20 protein-coding genes, 1 pseudogene and 1 other annotated feature are annotated in these 20200 nt (G+C 62.6%); of the genes and pseudogenes, 14 read left to right on the top strand and 7 right to left on the bottom strand.

The genetic code is table 11. From position 1 onward, the window contains the following. Genes PAB09_RS01145 through PAB09_RS01120 form a run of 6 tightly spaced genes read left to right on the top strand, consistent with a single transcriptional unit; the run spans nt 1 to nt 2470 of the window. Nucleotides 1–207 (top strand): hypothetical protein, encoded by a 207-nt coding sequence (locus PAB09_RS01145; protein ID WP_271033399.1) that lies wholly within the window; start codon nt 1–3, stop codon nt 205–207. Further along, nucleotides 204–572: a helix-turn-helix domain-containing protein gene (locus PAB09_RS01140; RefSeq protein WP_271034284.1), complete on the top strand. Its 369-nt coding sequence runs from the start codon at nt 204–206 to the stop codon at nt 570–572. Before PAB09_RS01145 ends, PAB09_RS01140 begins: the two co-directional genes overlap by 4 nt. Beyond that, the gene (locus PAB09_RS01135) at nt 541–1020 is read left to right on the top strand and encodes a hypothetical protein (RefSeq protein ID WP_271034283.1); all 480 of its coding nucleotides are present in this window, start codon (nt 541–543) and stop codon (nt 1018–1020) included. Before PAB09_RS01140 ends, PAB09_RS01135 begins: the two co-directional genes overlap by 32 nt. A 4-nt stretch (nt 1021–1024) precedes the next feature. Continuing rightward, a complete protein-coding gene (locus PAB09_RS01130) occupies nt 1025–1255 on the top strand; it encodes a hypothetical protein (RefSeq protein ID WP_271033396.1) in 231 nt (76 codons plus the stop codon). A 3-nt stretch (nt 1256–1258) separates the two neighbouring features. After that, nucleotides 1259–2146: a major capsid protein gene (locus PAB09_RS01125; protein WP_271034282.1), complete on the top strand. Its 888-nt coding sequence runs from the start codon at nt 1259–1261 to the stop codon at nt 2144–2146. Between the two features lie 12 nt (nt 2147–2158). Further along, a complete protein-coding gene (locus PAB09_RS01120) occupies nt 2159–2470 on the top strand; it encodes a hypothetical protein (RefSeq protein ID WP_271034281.1) in 312 nt (103 codons plus the stop codon). Nucleotides 2471–2497: 27 nt separating this feature from the next. On the opposite strand, the gene PAB09_RS01115 is transcribed toward PAB09_RS01120, so the two are convergent. Continuing rightward, nucleotides 2498–3762 (bottom strand): IS3 family transposase gene (locus PAB09_RS01115; protein WP_271034280.1). Its coding sequence is split into 2 segments (ribosomal slippage): nt 2498–3471 and nt 3471–3762, totalling 1266 coding nucleotides; the frame shifts between segments, so codons are not numbered across the junction. Further along, nucleotides 3341–3472 (bottom strand) — a sequence feature (AL1L pseudoknot). It overlaps the preceding gene by 132 nt. Before the next feature lie 159 nt (nt 3763–3921). On the opposite strand from PAB09_RS01115, the gene PAB09_RS01110 reads away from it, so the two are divergent. The 6 genes from PAB09_RS01110 (at nt 3922) to PAB09_RS01085 (ending at nt 11117) form a co-directional block, all read left to right on the top strand. After that, complete coding sequence (locus tag PAB09_RS01110; protein WP_271034279.1) at nt 3922–4593, top strand: hypothetical protein; 672 nt, start codon at nt 3922–3924, stop codon at nt 4591–4593. 586 nt (nt 4594–5179) lie between these two features. Next, nucleotides 5180–6058, top strand: a complete 879-nt coding sequence (locus PAB09_RS01105; RefSeq protein ID WP_271034278.1) for a hypothetical protein — start codon at nt 5180–5182, stop codon at nt 6056–6058. Nucleotides 6059–6486: 428 nt separating this feature from the next. Further along, on the top strand, nt 6487–7536 hold the full coding sequence (locus tag PAB09_RS01100) for a benzoate/H(+) symporter BenE family transporter (protein WP_333780175.1): 1050 nt from the start codon (nt 6487–6489) through the stop codon (nt 7534–7536). Between the two features lie 271 nt (nt 7537–7807). Continuing rightward, a complete protein-coding gene (locus tag PAB09_RS01095; protein ID WP_271034277.1) occupies nt 7808–8416 on the top strand; it encodes a DUF4956 domain-containing protein in 609 nt (202 codons plus the stop codon). Nucleotides 8417–8425: 9 nt separating this feature from the next. Then, entirely contained in the window at nt 8426–9226 is an 801-nt protein-coding gene (locus PAB09_RS01090; protein WP_271034276.1) for a polyphosphate polymerase domain-containing protein, read from the top strand. Nucleotides 9227–9308: 82 nt separating this feature from the next. Next, the gene (locus tag PAB09_RS01085) at nt 9309–11117 is read left to right on the top strand and encodes a carbohydrate-binding domain-containing protein (RefSeq protein ID WP_271034275.1); all 1809 of its coding nucleotides are present in this window, start codon (nt 9309–9311) and stop codon (nt 11115–11117) included. A gap of 90 nt (nt 11118–11207) precedes the next feature. On the opposite strand, the gene PAB09_RS01080 is transcribed toward PAB09_RS01085, so the two are convergent. Beyond that, entirely contained in the window at nt 11208–11873 is a 666-nt protein-coding gene (locus PAB09_RS01080) for a nucleotidyl transferase AbiEii/AbiGii toxin family protein (protein WP_271034274.1), read from the bottom strand. A 75-nt stretch (nt 11874–11948) separates the two neighbouring features. Here PAB09_RS01080 and PAB09_RS01075 point away from each other — a divergent pair. Next, nucleotides 11949–12879: pseudogene (locus PAB09_RS01075) on the top strand (IS5 family transposase). Between the two features lie 100 nt (nt 12880–12979). Here PAB09_RS01075 and PAB09_RS01070 read toward each other — a convergent pair. From PAB09_RS01070 to gluQRS, 3 genes are all read right to left on the bottom strand, one after another. Then, entirely contained in the window at nt 12980–14107 is a 1128-nt protein-coding gene (locus PAB09_RS01070; protein ID WP_271034273.1) for a type IV toxin-antitoxin system AbiEi family antitoxin, read from the bottom strand. 78 nt (nt 14108–14185) lie between these two features. Then, on the bottom strand, nt 14186–14734 hold the full coding sequence (locus tag PAB09_RS01065; protein WP_271034272.1) for an NUDIX hydrolase: 549 nt from the start codon (nt 14732–14734) through the stop codon (nt 14186–14188). Continuing rightward, nucleotides 14731–15618, bottom strand: a complete 888-nt coding sequence (gene gluQRS, locus PAB09_RS01060; protein ID WP_271035228.1) for a tRNA glutamyl-Q(34) synthetase GluQRS — start codon at nt 15616–15618, stop codon at nt 14731–14733. The genes PAB09_RS01065 and gluQRS overlap by 4 nt, the downstream gene beginning before the upstream one ends. Nucleotides 15619–15641: 23 nt before the next feature. Between gluQRS and PAB09_RS01055 the strand changes: the two genes are divergently transcribed. After that, entirely contained in the window at nt 15642–16304 is a 663-nt protein-coding gene (locus tag PAB09_RS01055) for a queuosine precursor transporter (protein ID WP_271034271.1), read from the top strand. Between the two features lie 151 nt (nt 16305–16455). On the opposite strand, the gene tgt is transcribed toward PAB09_RS01055, so the two are convergent. Continuing rightward, nucleotides 16456–17700: a tRNA guanosine(34) transglycosylase Tgt gene (gene tgt, locus PAB09_RS01050; protein ID WP_271034270.1), complete on the bottom strand. Its 1245-nt coding sequence runs from the start codon at nt 17698–17700 to the stop codon at nt 16456–16458. Nucleotides 17701–17732: 32 nt separating this feature from the next. After that, the gene (locus tag PAB09_RS01045) at nt 17733–20177 is read right to left on the bottom strand and encodes an MMPL family transporter (protein WP_271034269.1); all 2445 of its coding nucleotides are present in this window, start codon (nt 20175–20177) and stop codon (nt 17733–17735) included. Nucleotides 20178–20200 lie beyond the last annotated feature (23 nt).

Raw genomic sequence — 20200 nt, 5'->3', positions numbered from 1 at the left:
ATGAGTCAACTTATCCGCGCACGCATATGCACCCCCTACCGGAAATGGGTAACAACCCACATCGCTACAGAAGTGCAGACAGGCACTAGCACCGGCCGCCGTCTTGTTCTTCACCTCGACGATGGCACCAGGATTGAAATGCAGCTAGGACGCGCCATTGCCTTCATTAACCAGATCGCCGACCAGATAGAAGGAGGCGGTGCGTGAACGTCACACACCTACCGGGCCATGGCGTGACCTTGACCTATGCCGACGCCCGGCGCCTGGCCAAAACAGTCTTCGCCCTTGCGGACTTTTGCAAAGGGCGTGGGCAACGGGTCAACCCTGGAATTATGAAGCTCGCCGGAGAAATTGTTTCCATTTGCGGAAATCCGGAACCCCCACCCCAGGCCGAAGAAGACAATCTTGAATATGAGCAGATCGACGCCACCAGCGCAGCAAAGATTCTGGGTTGTTCCACTCGAAACGTCCGCACCCTCGCGGGCAGACAACGCCTCCCCGGCTGGAAACAGCAAGGCAAGTGGTGGTTCGACCGCAGCGATGTCGAAACCTTCCGCGACTATCGCCACTGATCGCAGCGTCATTGAGGGCGTCGAACTGCTCACCACTGGTGTGTGGCAAGGTGCGGTAGGTGGCAGACGCCGCTACACCACCGCCGACCTCGCAGCAATCGTCGCCGCCTCCAAGCACCTACCACCACCAACCATCAAACTGGGGCACCAAGACCCCAGGTTCAACCCTGGCAGCCAGTTCGACGGGTCACCCAACCTTGGGCAGGTCACCAACCTTCGCCTAGCTAACCGGGGGCAATCCCTCGTTGGTGACCTCGAGAACCTACCCGGGTGGCTGGCTGACCACATTGTCAACGCCTACCCGCAACGCAGTGTCGAACTTCACTTCGGACTTCGTGACCAGGGGCGCACCTACCGGTGTGCACTCACCGGCCTAGCCCTGCTTGGCGAAACGTGGCCAGCGGTCACCGACCTTCAATCCCTCCAAGACCTCCTGGAAAGGAGCTAAAACTGTGACACAAATCATTGAACACGGCTTCATGGAAACCATGAGCCAACTCCCCATTGACCGGAAGCTCAACCCCGGCGACAGCCCAGTCGCCCACACCCTAGCTAAGGTGCCTGGCATTAACGGCCACGTCCCCGCCTACGAGAATCTAGCATTCCTCGCCGCCTGGACACTGGGCTACATCACCGCCCAGGCCGAACATGAAACCACAACCACCAACGAAGGAGAGGAGTAAACCATGGGCTTTTACCCTGGAGCCGCCGACCTCAATAAGGGTGTAATCACCATTGAGCAGGCGCTGAACAATCCAACCACCATCGAAGAGCGCGTCGCCGAAGTCGCCTCAAAGAACCTGTTGATCGACGCGGTTTTCGCAAGCGACGCGCAACCAGTTGAGGGTGGCGCCGTGATCTACTCGGAAATCACCGAAAAGAACTTTTACACCCAAAACGATGTGACGCAGCGGCAACCCGGCGACGAGTACGCGGTCGTCTACCGCGAAAAGCCCGAGGCCAAGCTGGCAAAAGTCGAAGATTACGGTGGCAAGTTCGCCGTTTCGGACGAGGCGCGCCGCCGCAACCAGGCCGTTGATTTCGACAACGACGTTCAAACCTTGGCGAACACGATTACCCGCAAACTCAACCAGCGGGCAATGGAAACCATCAAGGCCGCCGAAGCCCACGCTATCCAGGTCGTGGCCACCTTGCCCTGGAGCCAGGTAGTCCTCGCCGACCCCGTTGCAGTGACCCCACCAGCCCAGCGCCCCCTAACCAACCTCGCCGACGCCATCGCACTTGCAGAGGTCAAAGACCTAGGTATCACCTACCAGAATGCGATTGTTAACCCGCTCACGAAGGCAACCCTTCGCATGATCTACGGCGCTGACCTTGCCCCCATGCTCACCGACCTAGGTCTGGAACTGTTGACCTCCAACTATGTTGACGCAGACGCCGCCTACCTCGTTGACCCAGGTAAAGCCGGTTTCGTGCGCTACGAGGAACCACTAACCATCACCACCTGGCGTGACGAACATCACCGACAGACGTGGGTGCAAGGCTACGCCATGCCCGTGATCGGTGTCACCATGCCCGCCGCCATCGCCAAGATTTCCGGAATCGCAGAATAAGGGGAACCTCACATGTACACAAACCAAATGCTCGACCGCTTCAACCCAGGAACCGACCTTACCGCCGTGACCGCCACCGCTGTCACCGGTAAAACGTTTCTCGGTTACGCCGGGGCAATGACCCGTGACCTAATCACCGTCACCACCGCCACCGCCGGTAAGCCCACCGCTGGGGTAGCCAAGTACGACGCCGACACAAACACACTGGTAGGTGTAGCCAGGGGCGCCGGTCGTATCGTCACAGTGACAGCAGAAACCCAACTGGTAGCAGGTGACCCCATCGCCGTAGGCACAGCAGGTAAAGCAACGAATGAATCGGCCTGAGTTTTTCGGAGACTACGGGTAAAAGCCTTACTGGGCTCTTCTGATGATGTTGAATTCCTCGTAGTCCTGCTCGTATTCGATCGGGGGAACGTCACCGATCGACGAATGCAGACGCTGGTGATTATACCAGTAGACCCACGAGGCCGTTTCCGTTTCGACCTCCTGGGCATCCCTCCATGTCCGTGCAGGGTCGAAGTCGATGAGCTCAGTCTTGTAGAGCCCGATCGTCGACTCCATCATCGCGTTATCCAAGGCGTCACCGGCCGAGCCGATCGAGCCCTGCAACCCGGCCTCTGTCAGCGCGTCCGTGAACGCCAGCGAGGTGTACTGGGCTCCCGCGTCCGAGTGGTGGACGATGCCGGTGGAGGTGAAGTCCATGCGGGTGCGCCGGCGGGAAAACAGGGCGTGTTCCAGGGCCATGAGCACCATCCGGGTGTCCATGACCGTGGTGACCACCCAGCCGAGGATCATCCGCGAATAGGCGTCGACGATGAAGGCGACGTAACAAAAGCCCTGGCGGGTCCACACGTAGGTGAAGTCCGCGATCCACCACTGATCCGGGTGCGACGGGTACGTCCATCTGCGGTTGATCCGGTCCGGGTGCCGGCGGTGAGCGGGGTTGGCCACCGTCGTTTTCTTACGGTGCATCCCGCGTGAGACACCGCGGATGCCGGTGATCTTCATCAGCCGTTCGACCTGGTCACGACCGATGCTCATGCCGTCGCGGACAGCGGCCTTCCAGAGTTTACGGCGGCCGTAGACCTTGCGGTTGGCCTCCCATAGCCGGTAGATGCGGTGAGCGGCATAGGCCTGATCCAACTCGGCGTCCGAAGGGCCGAACCCGCGGGCCTGGTGGGCGTAAAAGGTGCTTGGGGCAATCGCGATGCCATGGGCGGTGAGTGTTTCGCAGATTGGCTCGACTCCGAAGCGGTGGCGGTAGGTGCGGATGAAGTCCACGATTACCGAAGTTTGCGGTCGAGCTCCGCCTGGGCGAAAAAAGCCGACGCCGTCTTCAAGATCTCATTGGCCCGACGCAGCTTGGCCACTTCCTTGGCCTGCTCGTCGTAAGCGGCCTGGAGTTGCTCGTAGGACAGGGAACCGGGCTCCGGGGCCTGCGACTGCTGCTCGTGCCTGCGGATCCAGTTGCGCAGCGTCGATTCCTTCACGCCGAGCAACTCGCCGATCTCCCGGCGGGCGCCGGCCTTGGAGATGTCGCCTTCCTCGAGGCGCTCGAAGTACATGCGCACCGCGCGGTCCTGCGTAGCTGCGTCGTACTGACTGGGTCGTGCCATGATGCTGATCGTCCTCCTAGGGTAAAACCTAGTCTCCGATCACTTCAGGCCGCCTCACGAAAGCAGTCGACCAGGCCGCGATCGTTGGCTACGCCGCAAACAACGCCGACGCAGGCACCGACGCCCTCGTATCCCTCGCATACTGACAGGAGAAACACCATGGGTCTACTTAACAGGCGCAACGGGCGCACTGTCGTCCACATGGCCGCCACCCCCATCGACCAACCCACCACCGACACCCCAACACAAGACGGCTACACCCTAAGCCCCGACCAGTGGGACACCCTGTGTTCCATCACCGGCCTGGACGCTGAAACAGCCACCACCGACGAACTCGTTGCGAAGATCACCGAACTACTCGACCCTGCCAGCACAGACCAAGAAGGTGAGGTAGCTAACGCCCTAGCCTTAGGCGCCACCCACATTGACGCCTACATGTGGGAGCAAATGAGGAGCGCGGTAACCCTCAAGTCCCCCACACCCAACAGGGCAACCCAACTCTCCAGCGCGGTCACCGCCCCCGGCGACGTCGTTGTCGACCAGGACGTGTGGGAGCAAATGCAGGAACCACTCGAGATCGGTTTGCGTGCTAAGAAGCAGACCGGCCGCTTGGAAGCGGAACAAGTAGTTGACCAGGCAATCCGCCTCTCACGCGCCACCCCAGGATTGCGTGAAAAATGGATTCAGTCCTACCTTTTGGACAAGCAGCGCACCCTCGTAGCACTCAACCGGGCGCAGGAAATACCCCGGCTTGAGATCGGCTACGAACATGACCCGAGCTTCGAAGACGAAGTAGAAGGCAATCCAGAAGTTCGAGGCTGGGTAAGATAACCACCACACAAGTTGACCTCTCGCCACATAGCGGGAGGTCACACGTGTTTTATGACACAACATAACTTCTAATTGCGTGCAATCATAATGAAGATTCACCACCACACCACCCACCTTAGGTACCCCTAAAAATCTTAGAGGGGTAGGGTAGATGACCCCTCCCTGCTTGGCGCCCGTCAACTTCTCTCTCTCCCCATGGGTGGGTGATTGTGCCAGCGGGAGGCATTGAGACGTTTCTAGAGGCCACCAGGGGTGCCTACGTGGTGTGGTGGTAGTGGGGGTTGTAGCCAAGTGGAGTTTTCAAGTTGGGGACTTGTTCATGGGAATAGTGCCGGTGCGGGTGGTGTTTTTTGGACACGTTTTGGACACAATGGGACAAAATTCCGGCTTATTCCACGTGATTGAAAATAGGTAAAAGACCAGCTAAACCGACATGTACACCTAGCTGGCCTGGGGCTGATTTGGGTTCAAATCCCACATCCTCCGCAGTTCGTCCCCTTGACTTTTACAGGTCAAGGGGATTTTTGCGTTTCCCGATTGCAGTTCGCTTTCCGACGCCTACGGCCAGCCATCTTAAGGGGTTAGAGTGGCAGTAAGAACCCGTCTCGGCCGCGAGGAGGTCACCATGCGCACACGAATCGCTCTCTTGGGGGTTGTTGCCGCCGCGGCGCTGGCCGCGGCGGCACTCGCACAAGCAGCGACCGCGAGCCTCGAGGACGACGGCACCGGCCAACTGCAGTGCTACATCACCGCCGACCGATCCTCGTGGAACTCCTCCGGCCACGGCGACCGCGTGCTGGCCGCCCTAGTCAGCGACTTCCCGCAGGCCGCCCAGCAGTTCAACGAGCTGGCCACCGCCACCAAGGAAAGCCCGACCCAGCCAATCCCGACCAACTCGCAGGCGGCTATAGACAAGGCCACCGCTTCGGCGGGCTTTGACTCGGGCGAGGCGGAGACCATGCTGCGCGCGGCGATCTACGCGGGCATGACCGGCTTCTACGACAAGCCGCTGTCAATCACGAACGCGGATCTCATGAACCTCGCTGCGAAGAAGCAGTCGGCGGCCTCCATCGCGGCCGAGTATGTGCACACCCAGGCGGCACGCGCCTACTTCGAGGGGCTGCTCGAGGCGGACGAGATCGACTACTTCGCCGCCGACTTCAACGCTGCCGTCGAGGACTGCGCGGATCTGTTGGGCGCGAGCGAGTCCTCGACCGCCGTGCCGGCCCCCAGCAGCACGGCGGCACCGACCGCCTCGTCCGAGCCCGCTACGTCGCTGACGTCTAGCCCAGCCCCGGTTCCCGCGCCACCCGCGCCCTCGTCGACGCAGGCCGCGCCGGTCACGGCGGCGCCGAAGGTGGAGAACACCGTCAGCGCCGCGCAACAGATCGGCTGGCTGGCCACCGCGCTCATCGTCGCGATCCTCGCGACGCTCGGCGTGACGACGCTCGCCACCAAGCGCTAGCTTTCCGGCGTAAGGCTCGTGGCCTTGGCGTCGGAAAGCAAGGGCAAAACCCTACTTCTTCCTGCGCGCTGCAGCAGCGCCCGCGATGAGCGCTAGGGCGAGGAAATAGATTCTTCGGGTGGTCACGCGGCCGAAAAGTGGCTGATACGGTCACTGACGGCCACTAGGCGCCAGACTGTCTCCAGTCAGGTACCCATGGGGCTGCTGAGAGCCTTCTAGAAAATCAAAAGAAACTGGCTTTCGTTTCCTCAACAATGAGTCCATTACGCCTTACCTCGTCACCTATTGCCCGATAGGTAACGTGATACCTTTCACTCAGGAAGAATCGAAAGGTAACAGCCATGACACGCGCCGCCGCCGCAGGACTCATCACCACGCTCGTGGGCTTTTGCTCCTCGTTCACGATCGTGCTCACCGGGCTCTAGGCGGTGGGCGCGACCCCCGGCCAGGCCGCCGGCGGGCTAACTCTCCTGTGCCTCGCGGTAGGGCTGAGCACGCTCGTCCTCGCGTGGCGCACCCGCATCCCCACCACCGCGGCGTGGTCCACACCCGGCGCGGCCCTGCTCGGCGGCGTGGGCGCGGCGGCTGGCAGCTTCGGCGAGGCCGTGAGTGCCTTCCTCGTCTGCGCGGCGCTCATCGTCGCCTCGGGCCTGCGGCGGCCGCTGGCCGACCTCGTGGCACACATCCCCGCCTCCATCGCCCAGGCGATGCTCGCGGGCGTGCTGCTCCCCCTGTGCGCGCAGGTGGTCACGGGCCTCAAGGTGAACCCGAGGCCGGTCGCGCCGGTCGTCGTGGTGTGGGTCGCGGGCATGCGGTACTTCCCGCAGTGGGCGGTGCCCGCGGCCTTCGGGATTGCCGTCGTGGTCATCGGCGCGCAGACCCGCGGCATCGACGCCGCTCAGCTGCTGCCGCACCTCGAGCTGGTCTCCCCACGGTTTAGCGTGGCGGGGATCATCGGCGTGGCGCTGCCGCTGTTCATCGTCACGATGGCCTCGCAAAACCTGCCGGGCCTGGCGGTACTCAAGGCCTACGGTTATGACGCGAACTGGCGCGCATCGATGCTGGTCACGGGGTTGGGCTCGGCCCTCGCGGCCGCAGGCGGCGGCCTGTCGGTCAACCTCGCGGCGATCTCTGCGGCGCTGGCGGCAGCGCCCGAGACGGGGGTCTCCAAGGAGAAGCGCTACCTAGCGGCGCTGTTCTCCGGCGCGTCCTACGTGGTGCTCGCCGTGACCTGCGCGGCGGTGGTAGCGGTGGCCACGGTCGCGCCCGCGGGCGTCATCGCGGCGGTCGCCGACCTCGCGCTGCTGGGCACGTTCGGCTCGTCCGTTGCGGGCGCTTGGAAGGACGAATCGGCGCGCCTGCCGGTCGTGGGCACCTTCGTCGTCGCCGCGTCCGGCGTCTCCTTTTTCGGCGTCAGCCAGGCGATGTGGGCGCTGGTCGCGGGTCTTGTTCTCCTTGCGGTTTTGCGCAAGCGCTAGCGGTTTTCGCTTGCCGACGCCTACGGCGGCGTATCCGATATTCATGGAAAGGACACCCAGTATTCACCTCCGAACTGGGAATATGTCTGTTTTATTGAAAACGTGGCTTCAGATTGCATTAGTTTTGCGCCACTTCCGACGCTCCTCGCTAGGTTTTTCTAGGGCCTCCACAGGTTCGCTCGCGATAGTTGATTCCAACGCCGGTGAGAGACACACGAAACTTCGTCTTCTCACTTCGAATACGTCGCCCCTATCCCCGAAAGGCCCCACCATGAACGCCACCTTTCCGATGATCGCCGTCGATCTCGTTGCCATCGCCATCCTGACTTTTGGCATCTACTTCCCTAGGCACCGACGTTCCGATCTCGCCGTCGCCTTCCTCGGCGTCAACATCGGCGTCCTCGCCGTCACGTCGGTGCTTGCAACCTCCACCGTCGGCGCCGGACTCGGACTCGGCCTTTTCGGTGTCCTGTCCATCATCCGCCTGCGCTCCTCGGAGATCAGCCAGCGCGAGGTTGCCTACTATTTCACCTCGCTCGCTATCGGTCTCATCGCCGGCATGACCAGCTCCGTCACGATCCTCGACCTCGTGATGATCGCGCTCCCGCTGGTGATCATCGCGATTGCCGACACCGACCTCATCGCCCGCCGTGGCGTCGAGCGCTCCACCATCCAGCTCGACCGGGCCATCGCTGAGCCGCACGAGCTGCGCCGCGAGCTCGAGGATCTGACCGGTGCGCACGTCGAGTCGGTCAAGGTGATCAAGCTCGACCTTGTCAACGACCTCACGCTCGTCGAGGTCAGCCTCCACCGTGACCCCGAGGCCCCCGTCGTCCAGGAAAACCCGCAGCGCGAATCCATCAACTCGCTTACTCACTAGGAGCCCCAAATGAGCACCCCCGTCCGCCAATTGTCCGTCCGCCACCGCAACGCCATGGATTTTTACGTCAACCTCGAACCGATTAGCCTCGATGACCTCGTCGCAGAGGCCGCCATGCTCACTCGCATCGACCGCAAGTACGTCCTGCACCGGCAGGATCTTGCACAGGCGCTCGGCGGGCTGGATCCGCACACCAAGGTGCTCAAGATCAACGGCAAGGCCCCACAGCCCTACCGCTCCATCTACTTCGACACCGACGACCACCGCAGCTTTTACCTGGCGGCCCACAAGCGCCGCCGCAAGTTCAAGGTCCGCACCCGCACCTATGTCGATTCCGACACCTCCTTCCTCGAGGTCAAGGCCAAGGGGCCGCGCGGGGTGACCGTGAAGCAGCGCATCCCCTATGCGCCTGAGCTGGCCAGTACGGGCGAGCTCGACAACAGCATCCGCGACTGGCTGGAGCACGAGCTGGTCAAGGCCGGGCAACCCGAAGGCATCAGCGAGCGGCTCGAGGCCTCCATGTGGGGCACCTACAACCGCATCACCTTGCTCATGGCCGACGGCTCCGGCCGCGCCACCGTGGACACCGAGCTCGACTGGGCTAGCCGCCAGGGCTACATCGAGCGCCCCAACATGGTCATCGTCGAGACCAAGTCCGGCGCGCAGCCAAGCCAGATCGACCGGCTCCTGTGGGCCTCCGGCCACCGGCCGGCGAAGATCTCCAAGTTCGGCACCGGCATGGCTGCCCTTGATCCTTCGCTCCCCCACAATCGCTGGAATCGCGTCCTCAACGAGTACTTCCACGACTAAACCTTTCCCACGTAGTACCCCACCGCGAAGCGGTGGGCGTCGATAAGCAAAAAGCACAAACGCAAGGACCTCCCTAACTCCCATGAACCTGAAAAGGACCCTCTCCGCAGCGCTCCTCGCCACCACCTTGGCTCTCGGCGCATGCTCCACCGGCACCGATTCCATCTCCTCGACTTCAACCTCGGTGAGCCAGTCGGCGTCGACCTCCGGCAGCCACGACACGACCAACCCGCCGACCGCCGAGCAGGCGCTCGCCGACAACTCCGACGCCTCGGCCTACACCGAGTGGAACGAGTCGGACGCCACCACCGTGACCGACAAGAACGTGGAGATCACCTCGGGCGGCGTGTACAAGCTCAGCGGCGACTACAATTCCGTGACGATCAACGCCGACGGCGCCCAGGTCGCGCTGATCCTCGACAACGCCACCGTCAGCGGAACGATTACCGTCACCGCCGCAGACGACGTTGCCATCTCCACGACGGGCACCAACTCCACCGGCGCCATCACCGCCTCCTCCGACCTCACGCTCATGGGATCCGGCACGCTGAACGTCACCTCCGACGCCGACGGCATCACCTCCTCTGACGACCTCGTCATCGAGTCCGGCACCATCAACGTCAAGGCCTCCGACGACGGTATCCAGGGCAACGACGCCCTCGTGATCAAGGACGGCACCGTCACGGTCGAGGCCGGCGGCGACGGCATCAAGTCCGACAAGGACGACGACGAGACCAAGGGCTACGTCGACATCTCCGGCGGCACCATCAAGGTCACCTCCACCGGCGACGCCGTCTACGGCTACACCGACGTCATCGTCACCGGCGGCAGCCTTGACCTCAACGCCGGCGGCGGCTCGGACGCCTCCAAGACGGAGACCTCCGCCAAGGGCATCAAGGCCGACACCTACGTCATCATCGAGGGCGGCACCATCAACATCTCCTCCGCCGACGACGCGATCCACTCCAAGGGCGCTGCCCGCCTGACCGGCGGCGACATCACCGCTGCCACCTCCGACGACGGCGTCCACGCCGAGGTCGCGCTCGTCCTCGACGGCGCCAACGTCAACGTCACCAAGTCCAACGAGGGCCTGGAGGGCGGCCTCATCACGATCTCCGACGGCCAGGTCGAGGTCACCTCCACCGACGACGGCGTCAACGGCTCCGGCTCCACCACCGTCGAGGACGGCCTCGCCGCCTCCTCGGAGGAGTCGACCGACGACACCACCAGCACCGATCCCGGTGCAGCCGGGCAGCAGGGCCAGCAGGATCAGCAGGGTATGACCCCGCCGACCGGCATGCAGATGCCTTCCGACGGCTCGCAGATGCCGCAGGGCGGCCCCGGCGGCGGCATGGGCGGCGGCGACCAGTCCACCGGCGAGCAGGTTAACATCACCGGCGGCACGGTCACCGTCAACGCGGGCGGCGACGGCCTCGACTCCAACGGCGACCTGTCCATCAGCGGCGGCACCGTCACCGTCTGGGGCCCGACCAACGGCGGCAACGGCACCATCGACTACGCGGGCGACTACACGATCACCGGCGGCACGCTCATCGGCGTAGGCTCCAACGGCATGGCCGCCGACCCGACCAGCACCGACGGCCAGGGCTGGATCTCCGCCGCCGCCCCCGGCAGCGCGGGCGACACCATCACCGTCAAGGACTCCTCCGGCAACACGATCGCCGAGTTCACGGCCACCAAGGACTTCGGGCTGGTGCAGTTCTCCTCCTCGAAGATCACCAACGGCAAGTCCTACACCGTGAGCGTCAACGGCACAGACACCTCCGTCACCGCCGGTGAGGCGACGCAGTCCATGATGGGCCCCGGAGGCATGGGCGGCGGAATGGGCATGCCCGGGAGGCAGGGAAGCACTTCTGGGACGAACGCCTAGCCTCGGACGAAGCCGCTACTAGCGGAGATTGATCGGAAGCCCTCCTAGTATCGCGCACAACGTACTCGGTTTCTGGGGCTAGGGGGTCGGTCATTCTTTGACTGCGCTTCGTAGCCCTTCTACCATCGCTTCTACTTGTCGCATCCTTATCTTCTTTCCCAGAGACGACCCTTCAAGGGTCCCAAGTTCTTGAGCTAGCAGCTCAAGAACTTCTTCATCTGCTACTTCAAACCTTTTCAAGAGCAGGCAACCTTGCTCGGTTCCCAATAATCTGCCGACTTGGTTTCCTAGTAGGAAGGCAGCCATGACCTCTGGTTCACCTTCGAATTCCGACGGCCCGACCTCCAGGTATTCTCTCCAAAGAATAACTTCGTCATCCTCTAACCAAGTGAAGATCAGTGCTACATCTGCGGCGTCTTTACTGATCCCTTTTTCCCTCCGGTCAAGCCACGAGTGCAGCTTCATGGCGCCAAGTCCCGGAACAGTCGGGAGCAGGATCTCCGTCTCGCTGTCTAGTTGGTACGGCTCAGCAGCAGTAAAAACCTGTTGCATACCCGCAACGTTGAGCACAAATCCATCAACCGGAGCGATTTTACCCGGAGGCTTCTCGATGGTGCCGAACGGCACCACATCGACCCGGATACCACCTACACAGATTTCCTGCCAGGCCCCAGAAGAAGAAGGGAACGCTGTCTTTAGTTCCTCGAAGTTATCCCAAGAATCCACGGCAATCGCGAGATCAATGTCTTCGGTCATTCGAGCCGCAGGTACCTTCATACGTTCTAGGGCGTGTCTCCTAAATAAGTTGGGCCCGTCAGCGATAATTGCTCAGTGAGTAATAAACGCAGCCGGTACCAGGTACTGACTGACCAGCAGTGGCAGAAGATTGAGCCTTTGCTGCCCACCAGTACCGGCCGACGGGGCAGGCCGTTTCGCAACAGCCGCCAGATCGTCGAAGGCATCATCTTCCGTTACCGCACCGGTATCGCCTGGCGGGATCTGCCCCGCGAACAGTTCGGCCCCTGGCAAACGGTGTGGAAACGCCACCGCCGCTACGCCGCCGACGGCACCTGGGACACCCTTTTGACCTACCTGCTCACCCAGGCCGACGCCGCCGGAAAGATTGACTGGAACGTCTCCGTCGACGCCTCCATCACGCGTGCTCACCAGCACGCGACGAACACCACCCGCCCGGAGCAGGACACAGGGGGCTCGAGTAAATCACAAGAATCTGCCGCTGTCGTTGCTTGAACCGGCAGGTCACGGCATCGGACGCTCGCGCGGTGGGTTATCAAGCAAGATCCATGCCGCCGTCGACGGGCACGGCCGTTTCCTGTCGCTGGTGGTCACCGGCGGCCAGCGCAACGACGGGGCGATGCTTCAGACCGTGCTGGAAGAGATCCACGTTCCGCGCCTGGGGCCGGGACGGGCAAGGACTCGCCCGGATGCGGTGCTGGCTGATCGTGGGTATGCCAGCGGTGTGATCCGCCGGCAGTTGCGCCGTCGGGGTATCAAGGCGGTGATCCCGGAAAAGCGCGACAGTGTCGCCGCCCGGAAACGCCGCGGCAGCACCGGTGGCCGGCCGCCGGCGTTTGATGCGGTGGCCTACCGGGGCCGGAACGTGGTGGAACGCTCGTTCGCGTTGGCGAAGCAGTGGCGTGGTCTTGCGACCCGGTACGACAAACTTGCCGTGGTGTACCGGGGTGCGGCGGTGCTATGCGCGATTATCACCTGGCTCCGAGCTTTAGGAGACACGCCCTAGCTGATGAATATCACGACAACGTGCACCGACGAGCATGATTCGGGAGGTATCGACGACCGTTTCCAAGCGATTGATAACGGTGATGATCTCCGAGAAATGATTATCCCTTGGTCCCCCAGCGCTTGATCATTGTTTCCTTGATTTCTGCAGCTATCTCGTTGACCCGCGGGTCTTCGTGAGAAAGTAGGTCAGCATAAATAATCGCCAATGGTGCAGCATCCCAACTCGCCCATGGGCCACGTTGACGAAACGAGGGAGATGGCAATTCGTACTCGAGTTGTTGCCATATGTGCCCAGCCCAAAAGGCTTTGCTAATCGACACCTTTCCTTGCGATGCATCGGCGCTTCCTTCGGCAGCACCTTGGTTCCTGCGCATACGACCAGCCCGAATCAACTGGCGCATCTCTGTCTCGCCGGGAACGTAAAAATTCGCGCTGTTTCCACCACGAATGAGATCACCTGCAGCCGCTTCTCCACTCAACCAGGCGAGGGTTTCTCCCATTGCGATGTCCTCTAGGACCCCGGTAGTTCCCTGGAATTTCAACAGTTGACGACCCAAGCCTGCAGGGTAGACACGTGCCCATTCGCGGAGAAGGGGCTCGGCTTCTGCGAAGTAGTAACGGCTGCTTAATTTATGAAGATATCCAACATCGACGAGCAGCTTCATAGCTGAAGCCGCCGTCCCCGTTGATACCCGGGCTGCGATCCCGATCTCCCGAATCGTTGCGTTCAATAGCGCCGGATATGAGAGCAGCATCGCTGATACCTGAGCTCGACGCGCTGTAAACGGTGAAAAGGTTCTAGATGCCCCCGGTGATGAACTGCTTGTCTTGTCCTTTGCTTTCGGAAACCTGCCTCGGACATCAATCATGACTCCATCTCGGCGAAGGAAGCAGTTTCCCCTAGCATCAGCAAATGCAGCTCCCTGTTTTCTGAGCTTTGCTGCTTCCGACGGACGAATCTCAGGGATCAGAAGCAGCAAATCTCTAGGCTGTTCCTGTTCGACACGCGAAAGGAACTCCTTTAGCTGGGAATGTTCCTCAATTTCCATAACGCTTACCGGCCAAGGACCTAGTGTCCTTGACTGAATAACGTTGAGTAGAACAGGGCATCTGAGGATCCCGTCGGCTCCCTCCCTCGGAGATTCGAGTTCATTGGGCGCAATGGCGAAGGGGGTATCTGTTAGACGAAACGTCTCGTTCCACTTCGCCAATAATTTCTGATCCATGCACACCACAATAGCAACATGTTCACTAAAAATGAACATTCATTTTTAGTGAACATGGCAGGTCACAATGATCAAAGTCTACCCATAGGTCCCCAGATGCTCCTCCCCGCCGTCGAGGATCGATCGCTTGCCCGCCAGGTCGAAGGCCATGTGCAGCGCGGACTCACGGAAGGTGACGAACTCGCCCGCCGCGTGCAGCGCCATCACCTCCCGCTCGGTTGCCCACCTCACCTCGCTGACCTCGTCGTTCAGCACGCGGAAGCCGTCGTGACCGCCCGTCCACGGGATGAGGTAGAAGTCGTCGTAGCCGTAGGGGAAGCTGAAGCTCATCGCCGGGCGCAGCGCTGCCGGGTCCAGCTCGACGCCGAGCTCTTCTCTCGCCTCGCGCGCCGCCCCCTGCGCGCTGGTCTCGCCCGCGATGACGCTGCCGCCCACCGAGACGTCCCACTTGCCTGGCCAAGTCGCCTTGTCGTTTGCGCGGCGTTGCAGCAGCATGCGGCCGCCTTCGTCGATAAGGCACACGTGCACCACCTGCCGGAACTTTCCCTCCTCAAACAGGCTGCCGCGCTCCTTGCGCTCGCCGGTCGGTTGCCGGTTCGCGTCGATGACGTCGAAGAGCTCGCTCACTTCCACACCCACGGCTTCCTGCTCAGCGCGGCCGGGTCGAAGCGCCCCAGCATCTCCCGCGCCGATCCCGCTTCCATTCCGAGCGAGGTTGCAAGCTGCTTGACGACGGCCAAAGGCTCGCCCATCTCCCGGAGAGTGACGGCCCCATCCCGCTTGGCCAGCCTCCTGCCCTGCTCGTTCAGAACCAGCGGGACGTGCACGAACTCCGGGGTGGGGACCCCCAGCAGGTGGGCGAGGTAGCCCTGGCGCGCGGCGGAACTCAGCAGATCATCGCCGCGGACCACCTGATCCACACCCTGGAAGGCGTCGTCGACCACAACGGCGAGGTTGTAGGCCCAGTCGGGCTGCTGCCCGCCGCGGCGCAGGATCATGTCGTCGACCTCGCCGACAACCTCGCCCGCGTAGAAGTCATGGATGGGCCACTCGGCGACCTCGGCTTTGAGCCGCAGCGCGGGGACCCGGCCCTGGGCGGCAAGCTCCGCCCGTTTGGCCGCGCGCGTAGCGTCGGAAAGCTTTCGGCACGTGCCGGGGTAATGGCCGGGGATCACGTGCGGGGCGCTGGACGCCTCCTGAATGTCGCGGCGGGAGCAGTAGCACTCGTAGACCGGAAGCGTGGAAAGCGCCTGCTCGTAGGCGGCGAAGCGCTCGTGCTGGTAGAGCACCTCCCCGTCCCAGTCGAGCCCGATCGCGGCGAGGTCCTCAAGCTGGCGGGCGGCAGACTCTTGCGAGGAGCGCTGCGTGTCAACATCCTCGACCCGGATGTAAAATTCCCGCCCCGTCGAGCGCGCGAACAGCCACGCGAGCAGCGCCGTGCGCAGGTTTCCAAAGTGCAGGTCGCCGGAGGGGCTGGGGGCATAGCGGCCAGCGCCGCGTGGGGAACTCATGGCATCCATCGTAGGATTTACGGGTGACAAATACTCAACCGCGCTTTATCCGCGTCCAAGACAGCCTGTACCCGATCCTGCTCTCGCTCTTCGTGGCGGTGTTCATGATCTCAAATATCACTTCGACGAAGGGCGTGACGATCGGACCGCTCGTCACCGACGGCGCCTTCTTCCTCTTCCCCGCCGCCTACGTCATCGGCGACGTCCTCGCCGAGTGCTACGGGTTCAAGGCGGCCCGGCGCGCCATCTGGGCGGGCTTTTTCACCACGATCATGGCCGTGATCGCCTTCTACGTGGCGATCTGGCTACCCGCCGCCGACTTCTACGAGAACCAGGACGCGTTCAGCGCCATCCTGGGACTTGTGCCGCGCATCGTTTTCGCCTCGCTGTGCGGCTACGCCGTGGGCCAGATTCTCAACGCGTGGACGCTGACGCTCATCAAGCGCCGCACCGGCGAGAAGTCGCTGTGGCAGCGGCTCATCGGATCCACCATCGTCGGCGAGTTCGGCGACACCCTCATCTTCTGCCTCATCGCGGCCCCGGTCATCGGGATCACCACGGTCTCCGACACCGTCAACTACGTCGTGGTGGGGTTCATCTGGAAGACCCTGGTGGAGGTCATCGTCATGCCGATCACCTACACGGTCATCGCGTGGGTGAAAAAGCGCGAGGACTACTACGCCTAGCAGTCCCGATCCCAGACCCGACTTCACTCACTAGACTTCACCCGATTTCAATACCCGGCAGGGGTATTTTTGGAGTGAAGTCTAGTGAGTGAAGTCGGGTTTGCGCGTTGGCGGGGCTTAGGGACACCCGCCGTAGGCGTCGATAAGCAAGCTAGGCGTAGTACCTGCCCAGAAACTCCTCCTTGAACTCCCAGTAGGTGCCGTTGTCGATGGCGGCGCGGATGTTGTCCACCAGCCGGATCATGAAGGTGACGTTGTGCATGGTGCACAGCGTCTGTCCCAGAAACTCCTTCGCCTTAAACAGGTGATGCAGGTAGGCGCGGGTGTAGTTTTCGCTGACGTAGCCGCCGAACTCCGCATCGACCGGATTAAAGTCCCGCTTAAAGCGGGCGGCGGTGATATTCAAGCGCCCGTCGAGGGTATAGACGCCACCGCGGCGCCCCAGGCGGGTGGGAGCCACGCAGTCGAAGGTGTCTGCGCCGGCCTCGATGGCGGTAAATAGGTCATCCGGCTCGGAGATGCCCAGCAGGTGGCGTGGCTTGTGCTCGGGGATCTCGTCGCACACCCAGCCGACGATCGTGCCCAGGTTTTCCTTTTCCAAGGCGCCGCCGATGCCGAAACCGCCGAAGCCACGCTTGCCCGCGTCCTCGGCCTGCGTGGATAGTTCCAGCAGTCCGCGGATTGCTTGCCGACGCAGGTCCTCGTACTGCGCGCCCTGGACCACGCCCCACAGCGACTGCAGGGGCTTGCCCACCCGCTCCCGGGTCAGCCGGTCATGCTCATCGAGGCAGCGCTTGGCCCAGCGGTGGGTGCGCTGCACCGACTGCTCCTGGTAGAGGCGGGTATCTACCAGGGTGGTCAGCTCGTCGAAGGCGAAGATGATGTCCGCGCCCAGCTGGTGCTGGATCTGCATGCTCACCTCAGGGGTGAAGCGGTGCCTGGAGCCGTCGATAACGGAGCGGAAGTCCACGCCGTCTTCGTCGACCTGGGCGTAACGGTCCTTCTTCTTAGCGCGGATGTCGCCCTCGGCCAGGCCCTTGGTGTCCATGGCCAGGACCTTCTTGAAGCCCACGCCCAGGCTCATGACCTGGAATCCGCCGGAGTCGGTGTAGGTGGGGCCGTGCCAATTCTCAAAGGCGGCCACGCCACCGGCCTCGTCGACCACGTCGGGCCCGGGCTGCAGGTAGAGGTGATAGGCATTCGACAGCACCGCCTGGGCGCCGGTCTCCCGGACCTGCTCCGGGGTCAAGGTCTTCACCGTGGCCTTGGTGCCCACCGGAATGAACGCCGGGGTGTTGATGTCACCGTGCGGGGTATGAATGGTGCCGGTGCGCCCGTGCTTGCCGGGTTCCCCGGAATCGTGCAGCCTCGTACCAAGGGTGAAGGTTGTATCCATGTTTGACCATGCTACCTGCCTGAGTCGGAAGGCTACCTGTCAACGTCGGAAAGCACGGCGGAGGAGGACGCATCGAGGCTGCGCGCCTCGTGCTGGGCGGCCCATGCCTTGTCCAGCGAGGCACCCTCGACGTCGAGGTGCGGCAAGATCTTATCCAGCCAGCGCGGCATCCACCAGGTGGCCCGCCCCAGCAGGAACATCGCCGCAGGCACAAATCCCATGCGGATGAAGAAGGCGTCGAAGAACACGCCGGCACCGAGGGCGAAGCCGAAGATTTTGATAAACGGCAGCGGCTGGCCGATGAAGGCGATAAACACCGCGATCATGATCAGCGCCGCGGCGGTGACCACGCGGGCGGAGTGCGTGAAGCCGGCGATGATGGACTCCTCGACCGCGTTATAAGGCGAGCCCGGCTGCGCCTTCCCGCCGCCATGCGTGTAATGCTCGCGCATCGCCGAGACGAGGAAAACCTGGTAGTCCATCGCCAGGCCGAAGCACACGCCGATCAGGAAGATCGGCATGAACGCGATGATCGGGCCTGGGGTATTCACCAGGCCCCACAGGCCCTCTTGCCAAAACAGCACGGTTACGCCGAAGGCCGCGCCCACCGACAGCAGGAAGCCGACGCCGGCCACGATCGGCACCATGAGCGAGCGGAAGATGATCATCAGCAAGATAATGGCCAGGCCCACCACGATCGCCAGGTACAGCGGCATCACGCCGGATAGTCGGTTGGTGATGTCCTGCTGGATGGGCACCAGCCCGGTAATGCCGGAGGAGATGCCGGTGACCGCGTCGACCTCCTCCTGCTTTATACGCAGGGAGGAGATGAGGTCGTTGGTGGCGTAGTCCTCCGGCGAGGACTCTGGTGTCAGCAGCATCTGCACCGCGTAGCCGTCCTCCGACTGGCCGACCATCTGGATGTGCTTGACATCAACGGTGGTGGAGAAGTTCTGCAGCAGGTACAAGTAAGCGGAACCGGCCGCCGCCTTCTTCTCATCGAAGGCCTCCCCGGCCGCCTCGGCGCTGACTTTCTGCGCCTCAATCAGGGGCTTGAGCGCCTCGGAATCGGGATTGACGTCGTGGGCATCCACCACGACGAGGAAGGGCGAGTTAATACCCTCGCCGAAGCCCTTGGCCATGAGGTCCGCCTGCTTGCGCTGGGTGGTATCCAGGTTGGACTGGGTATCGCTGGGCAGGGACAAGTGCAGCTGCCCGGCGGGGATCGTCAGCGCCCCGAGGGCGAAGATCACCACGGCGATGACCAGGCCGGGCGCCTTGTGCACCACCTTGACCCACTTCTCGCCCATCGTCGGCAAGCCTTCGCGCCGGGACTGGCGGCGCGCGTACCACTTCATCTGCCCGGCAAAGGAACGCTTGCCTGCCACGCCGATGATCGCGGGCAGCAACGTCAAGGCCACCAGCACGGACATGAGCACGGTAAACGCCGCCGACAGGCCCATGTAGGTCAGGAAGGTGATGTTGGCAACCGCCAGCGCGACCAGCGCGATGATCACTGTCAGGCCCGCGAACACCACCGCCGAGCCCGCGGTTCCCACCGCCATGCCGATGGCCTCCTCGCGGTTCATCCGCTCCAGCTCCTTGCGGTAGCGGAAGATGATAAACAGCGAGTAGTCGATGCCCACGGCCAGGCCGATCATGACGGCCAGGACCGGGGTGACGTTGTTGAGCGGGGCCCAGGCCGTGGCCAGGGTGGTGCCGAGGGAACCGATGGCCACGCCCACGATCGCCGCCACCAGCGGCATGCCCGCCGCCACCAGCGAGCCGAAAGTAAAGATCAAGATGATGGCGGCAACGCCGACGCCGATGATCTCGGAGGTCTCCTCGATCACGATGGGGTCGCCGAAGCCCGCGCCGCCGGCCTCCACCGTCAGCCCCTCCTCGCGGCCGATGTTCATCGCCTCAGTGATGACCGAGCGTTGTTCATCGGTGACGTCGGCCGAGGTTTCCACGTCGATGTCGAAGGTGGTGTAGGCGATCGTGCGGTCCTCGCTGACCAGCGAGAGATTCTCCGCGTCCTCCTCGGCCAGCGACTCCGGCAGGCCCGCGCTGACCGTCTGCGCCTTGATCATCTCCTGCAGCTCGGGGTTGAGCGTGATCGGGTTGCCGTAGCGGGTGGTGTTGGTCATCCACGGGAAGTTCTCATCGAGATGATCGATGACCTCTTGGATGGCGGCGGTGTTGTCCGCGTCGTCGAGGGTCTCGCCCTCCGGGGCCTCGAAGACGATGTTGACACCCGTGCCTTGCAGCGGATTCTTCAGATCCGGGAAGTTTTTGGTGTAGAGCTCCGTTGCCTTCTGCGCCGGGGTGTCCTTGATACTGAACACGTCCGAATAGCCCGCCTGGAAGGCCATGGCGGAACCACCGATAGCCGCCAGGATAATGAGCCACGCCGTGATGACCACCCACTTGGCGCGGAAGGACCACTTACCGATGCGATACAACAGTTGGGCCATGGGGCTGGCAGCTCTCCTTGGAA

This window comes from Corynebacterium sp. SCR221107, assembly GCF_027886475.1.
Lineage (GTDB): Bacteria > Actinomycetota > Actinomycetes > Mycobacteriales > Mycobacteriaceae > Corynebacterium.
This window is presented reverse-complemented; position numbering and strand designations above follow the sequence as displayed.

What these genes read in the sequence shown, in the direction of transcription:
- PAB09_RS01120 (WP_271034281.1), top strand. Translation starts at nt 2,159, where the DNA reads ATGTACACAAACCAAATGCTCGACCGCTTCAACCCAGGAACCGACCTT.
- PAB09_RS01135 (WP_271034283.1), top strand. Translation starts at nt 541, where the DNA reads ATGTCGAAACCTTCCGCGACTATCGCCACTGATCGCAGCGTCATTGAG.
- PAB09_RS01080 (WP_271034274.1), bottom strand. Translation starts at nt 11,873, where the DNA reads ATGACCGAAGACATTGATCTCGCGATTGCCGTGGATTCTTGGGATAAC.
- PAB09_RS01045 (WP_271034269.1), bottom strand. Translation starts at nt 20,177, where the DNA reads ATGGCCCAACTGTTGTATCGCATCGGTAAGTGGTCCTTCCGCGCCAAG.
- PAB09_RS01145 (WP_271033399.1), top strand. Translation starts at nt 1, where the DNA reads ATGAGTCAACTTATCCGCGCACGCATATGCACCCCCTACCGGAAATGG.
- PAB09_RS01125 (WP_271034282.1), top strand. Translation starts at nt 1,259, where the DNA reads ATGGGCTTTTACCCTGGAGCCGCCGACCTCAATAAGGGTGTAATCACC.
- tgt (WP_271034270.1), bottom strand. Translation starts at nt 17,700, where the DNA reads ATGGATACAACCTTCACCCTTGGTACGAGGCTGCACGATTCCGGGGAA.
- PAB09_RS01095 (WP_271034277.1), top strand. Translation starts at nt 7,808, where the DNA reads ATGAACGCCACCTTTCCGATGATCGCCGTCGATCTCGTTGCCATCGCC.
- PAB09_RS01085 (WP_271034275.1), top strand. Translation starts at nt 9,309, where the DNA reads ATGAACCTGAAAAGGACCCTCTCCGCAGCGCTCCTCGCCACCACCTTG.
- gluQRS (WP_271035228.1), bottom strand. Translation starts at nt 15,618, where the DNA reads ATGAGTTCCCCACGCGGCGCTGGCCGCTATGCCCCCAGCCCCTCCGGC.
- PAB09_RS01090 (WP_271034276.1), top strand. Translation starts at nt 8,426, where the DNA reads ATGAGCACCCCCGTCCGCCAATTGTCCGTCCGCCACCGCAACGCCATG.
- PAB09_RS01110 (WP_271034279.1), top strand. Translation starts at nt 3,922, where the DNA reads ATGGGTCTACTTAACAGGCGCAACGGGCGCACTGTCGTCCACATGGCC.
- PAB09_RS01070 (WP_271034273.1), bottom strand. Translation starts at nt 14,107, where the DNA reads ATGGATCAGAAATTATTGGCGAAGTGGAACGAGACGTTTCGTCTAACA.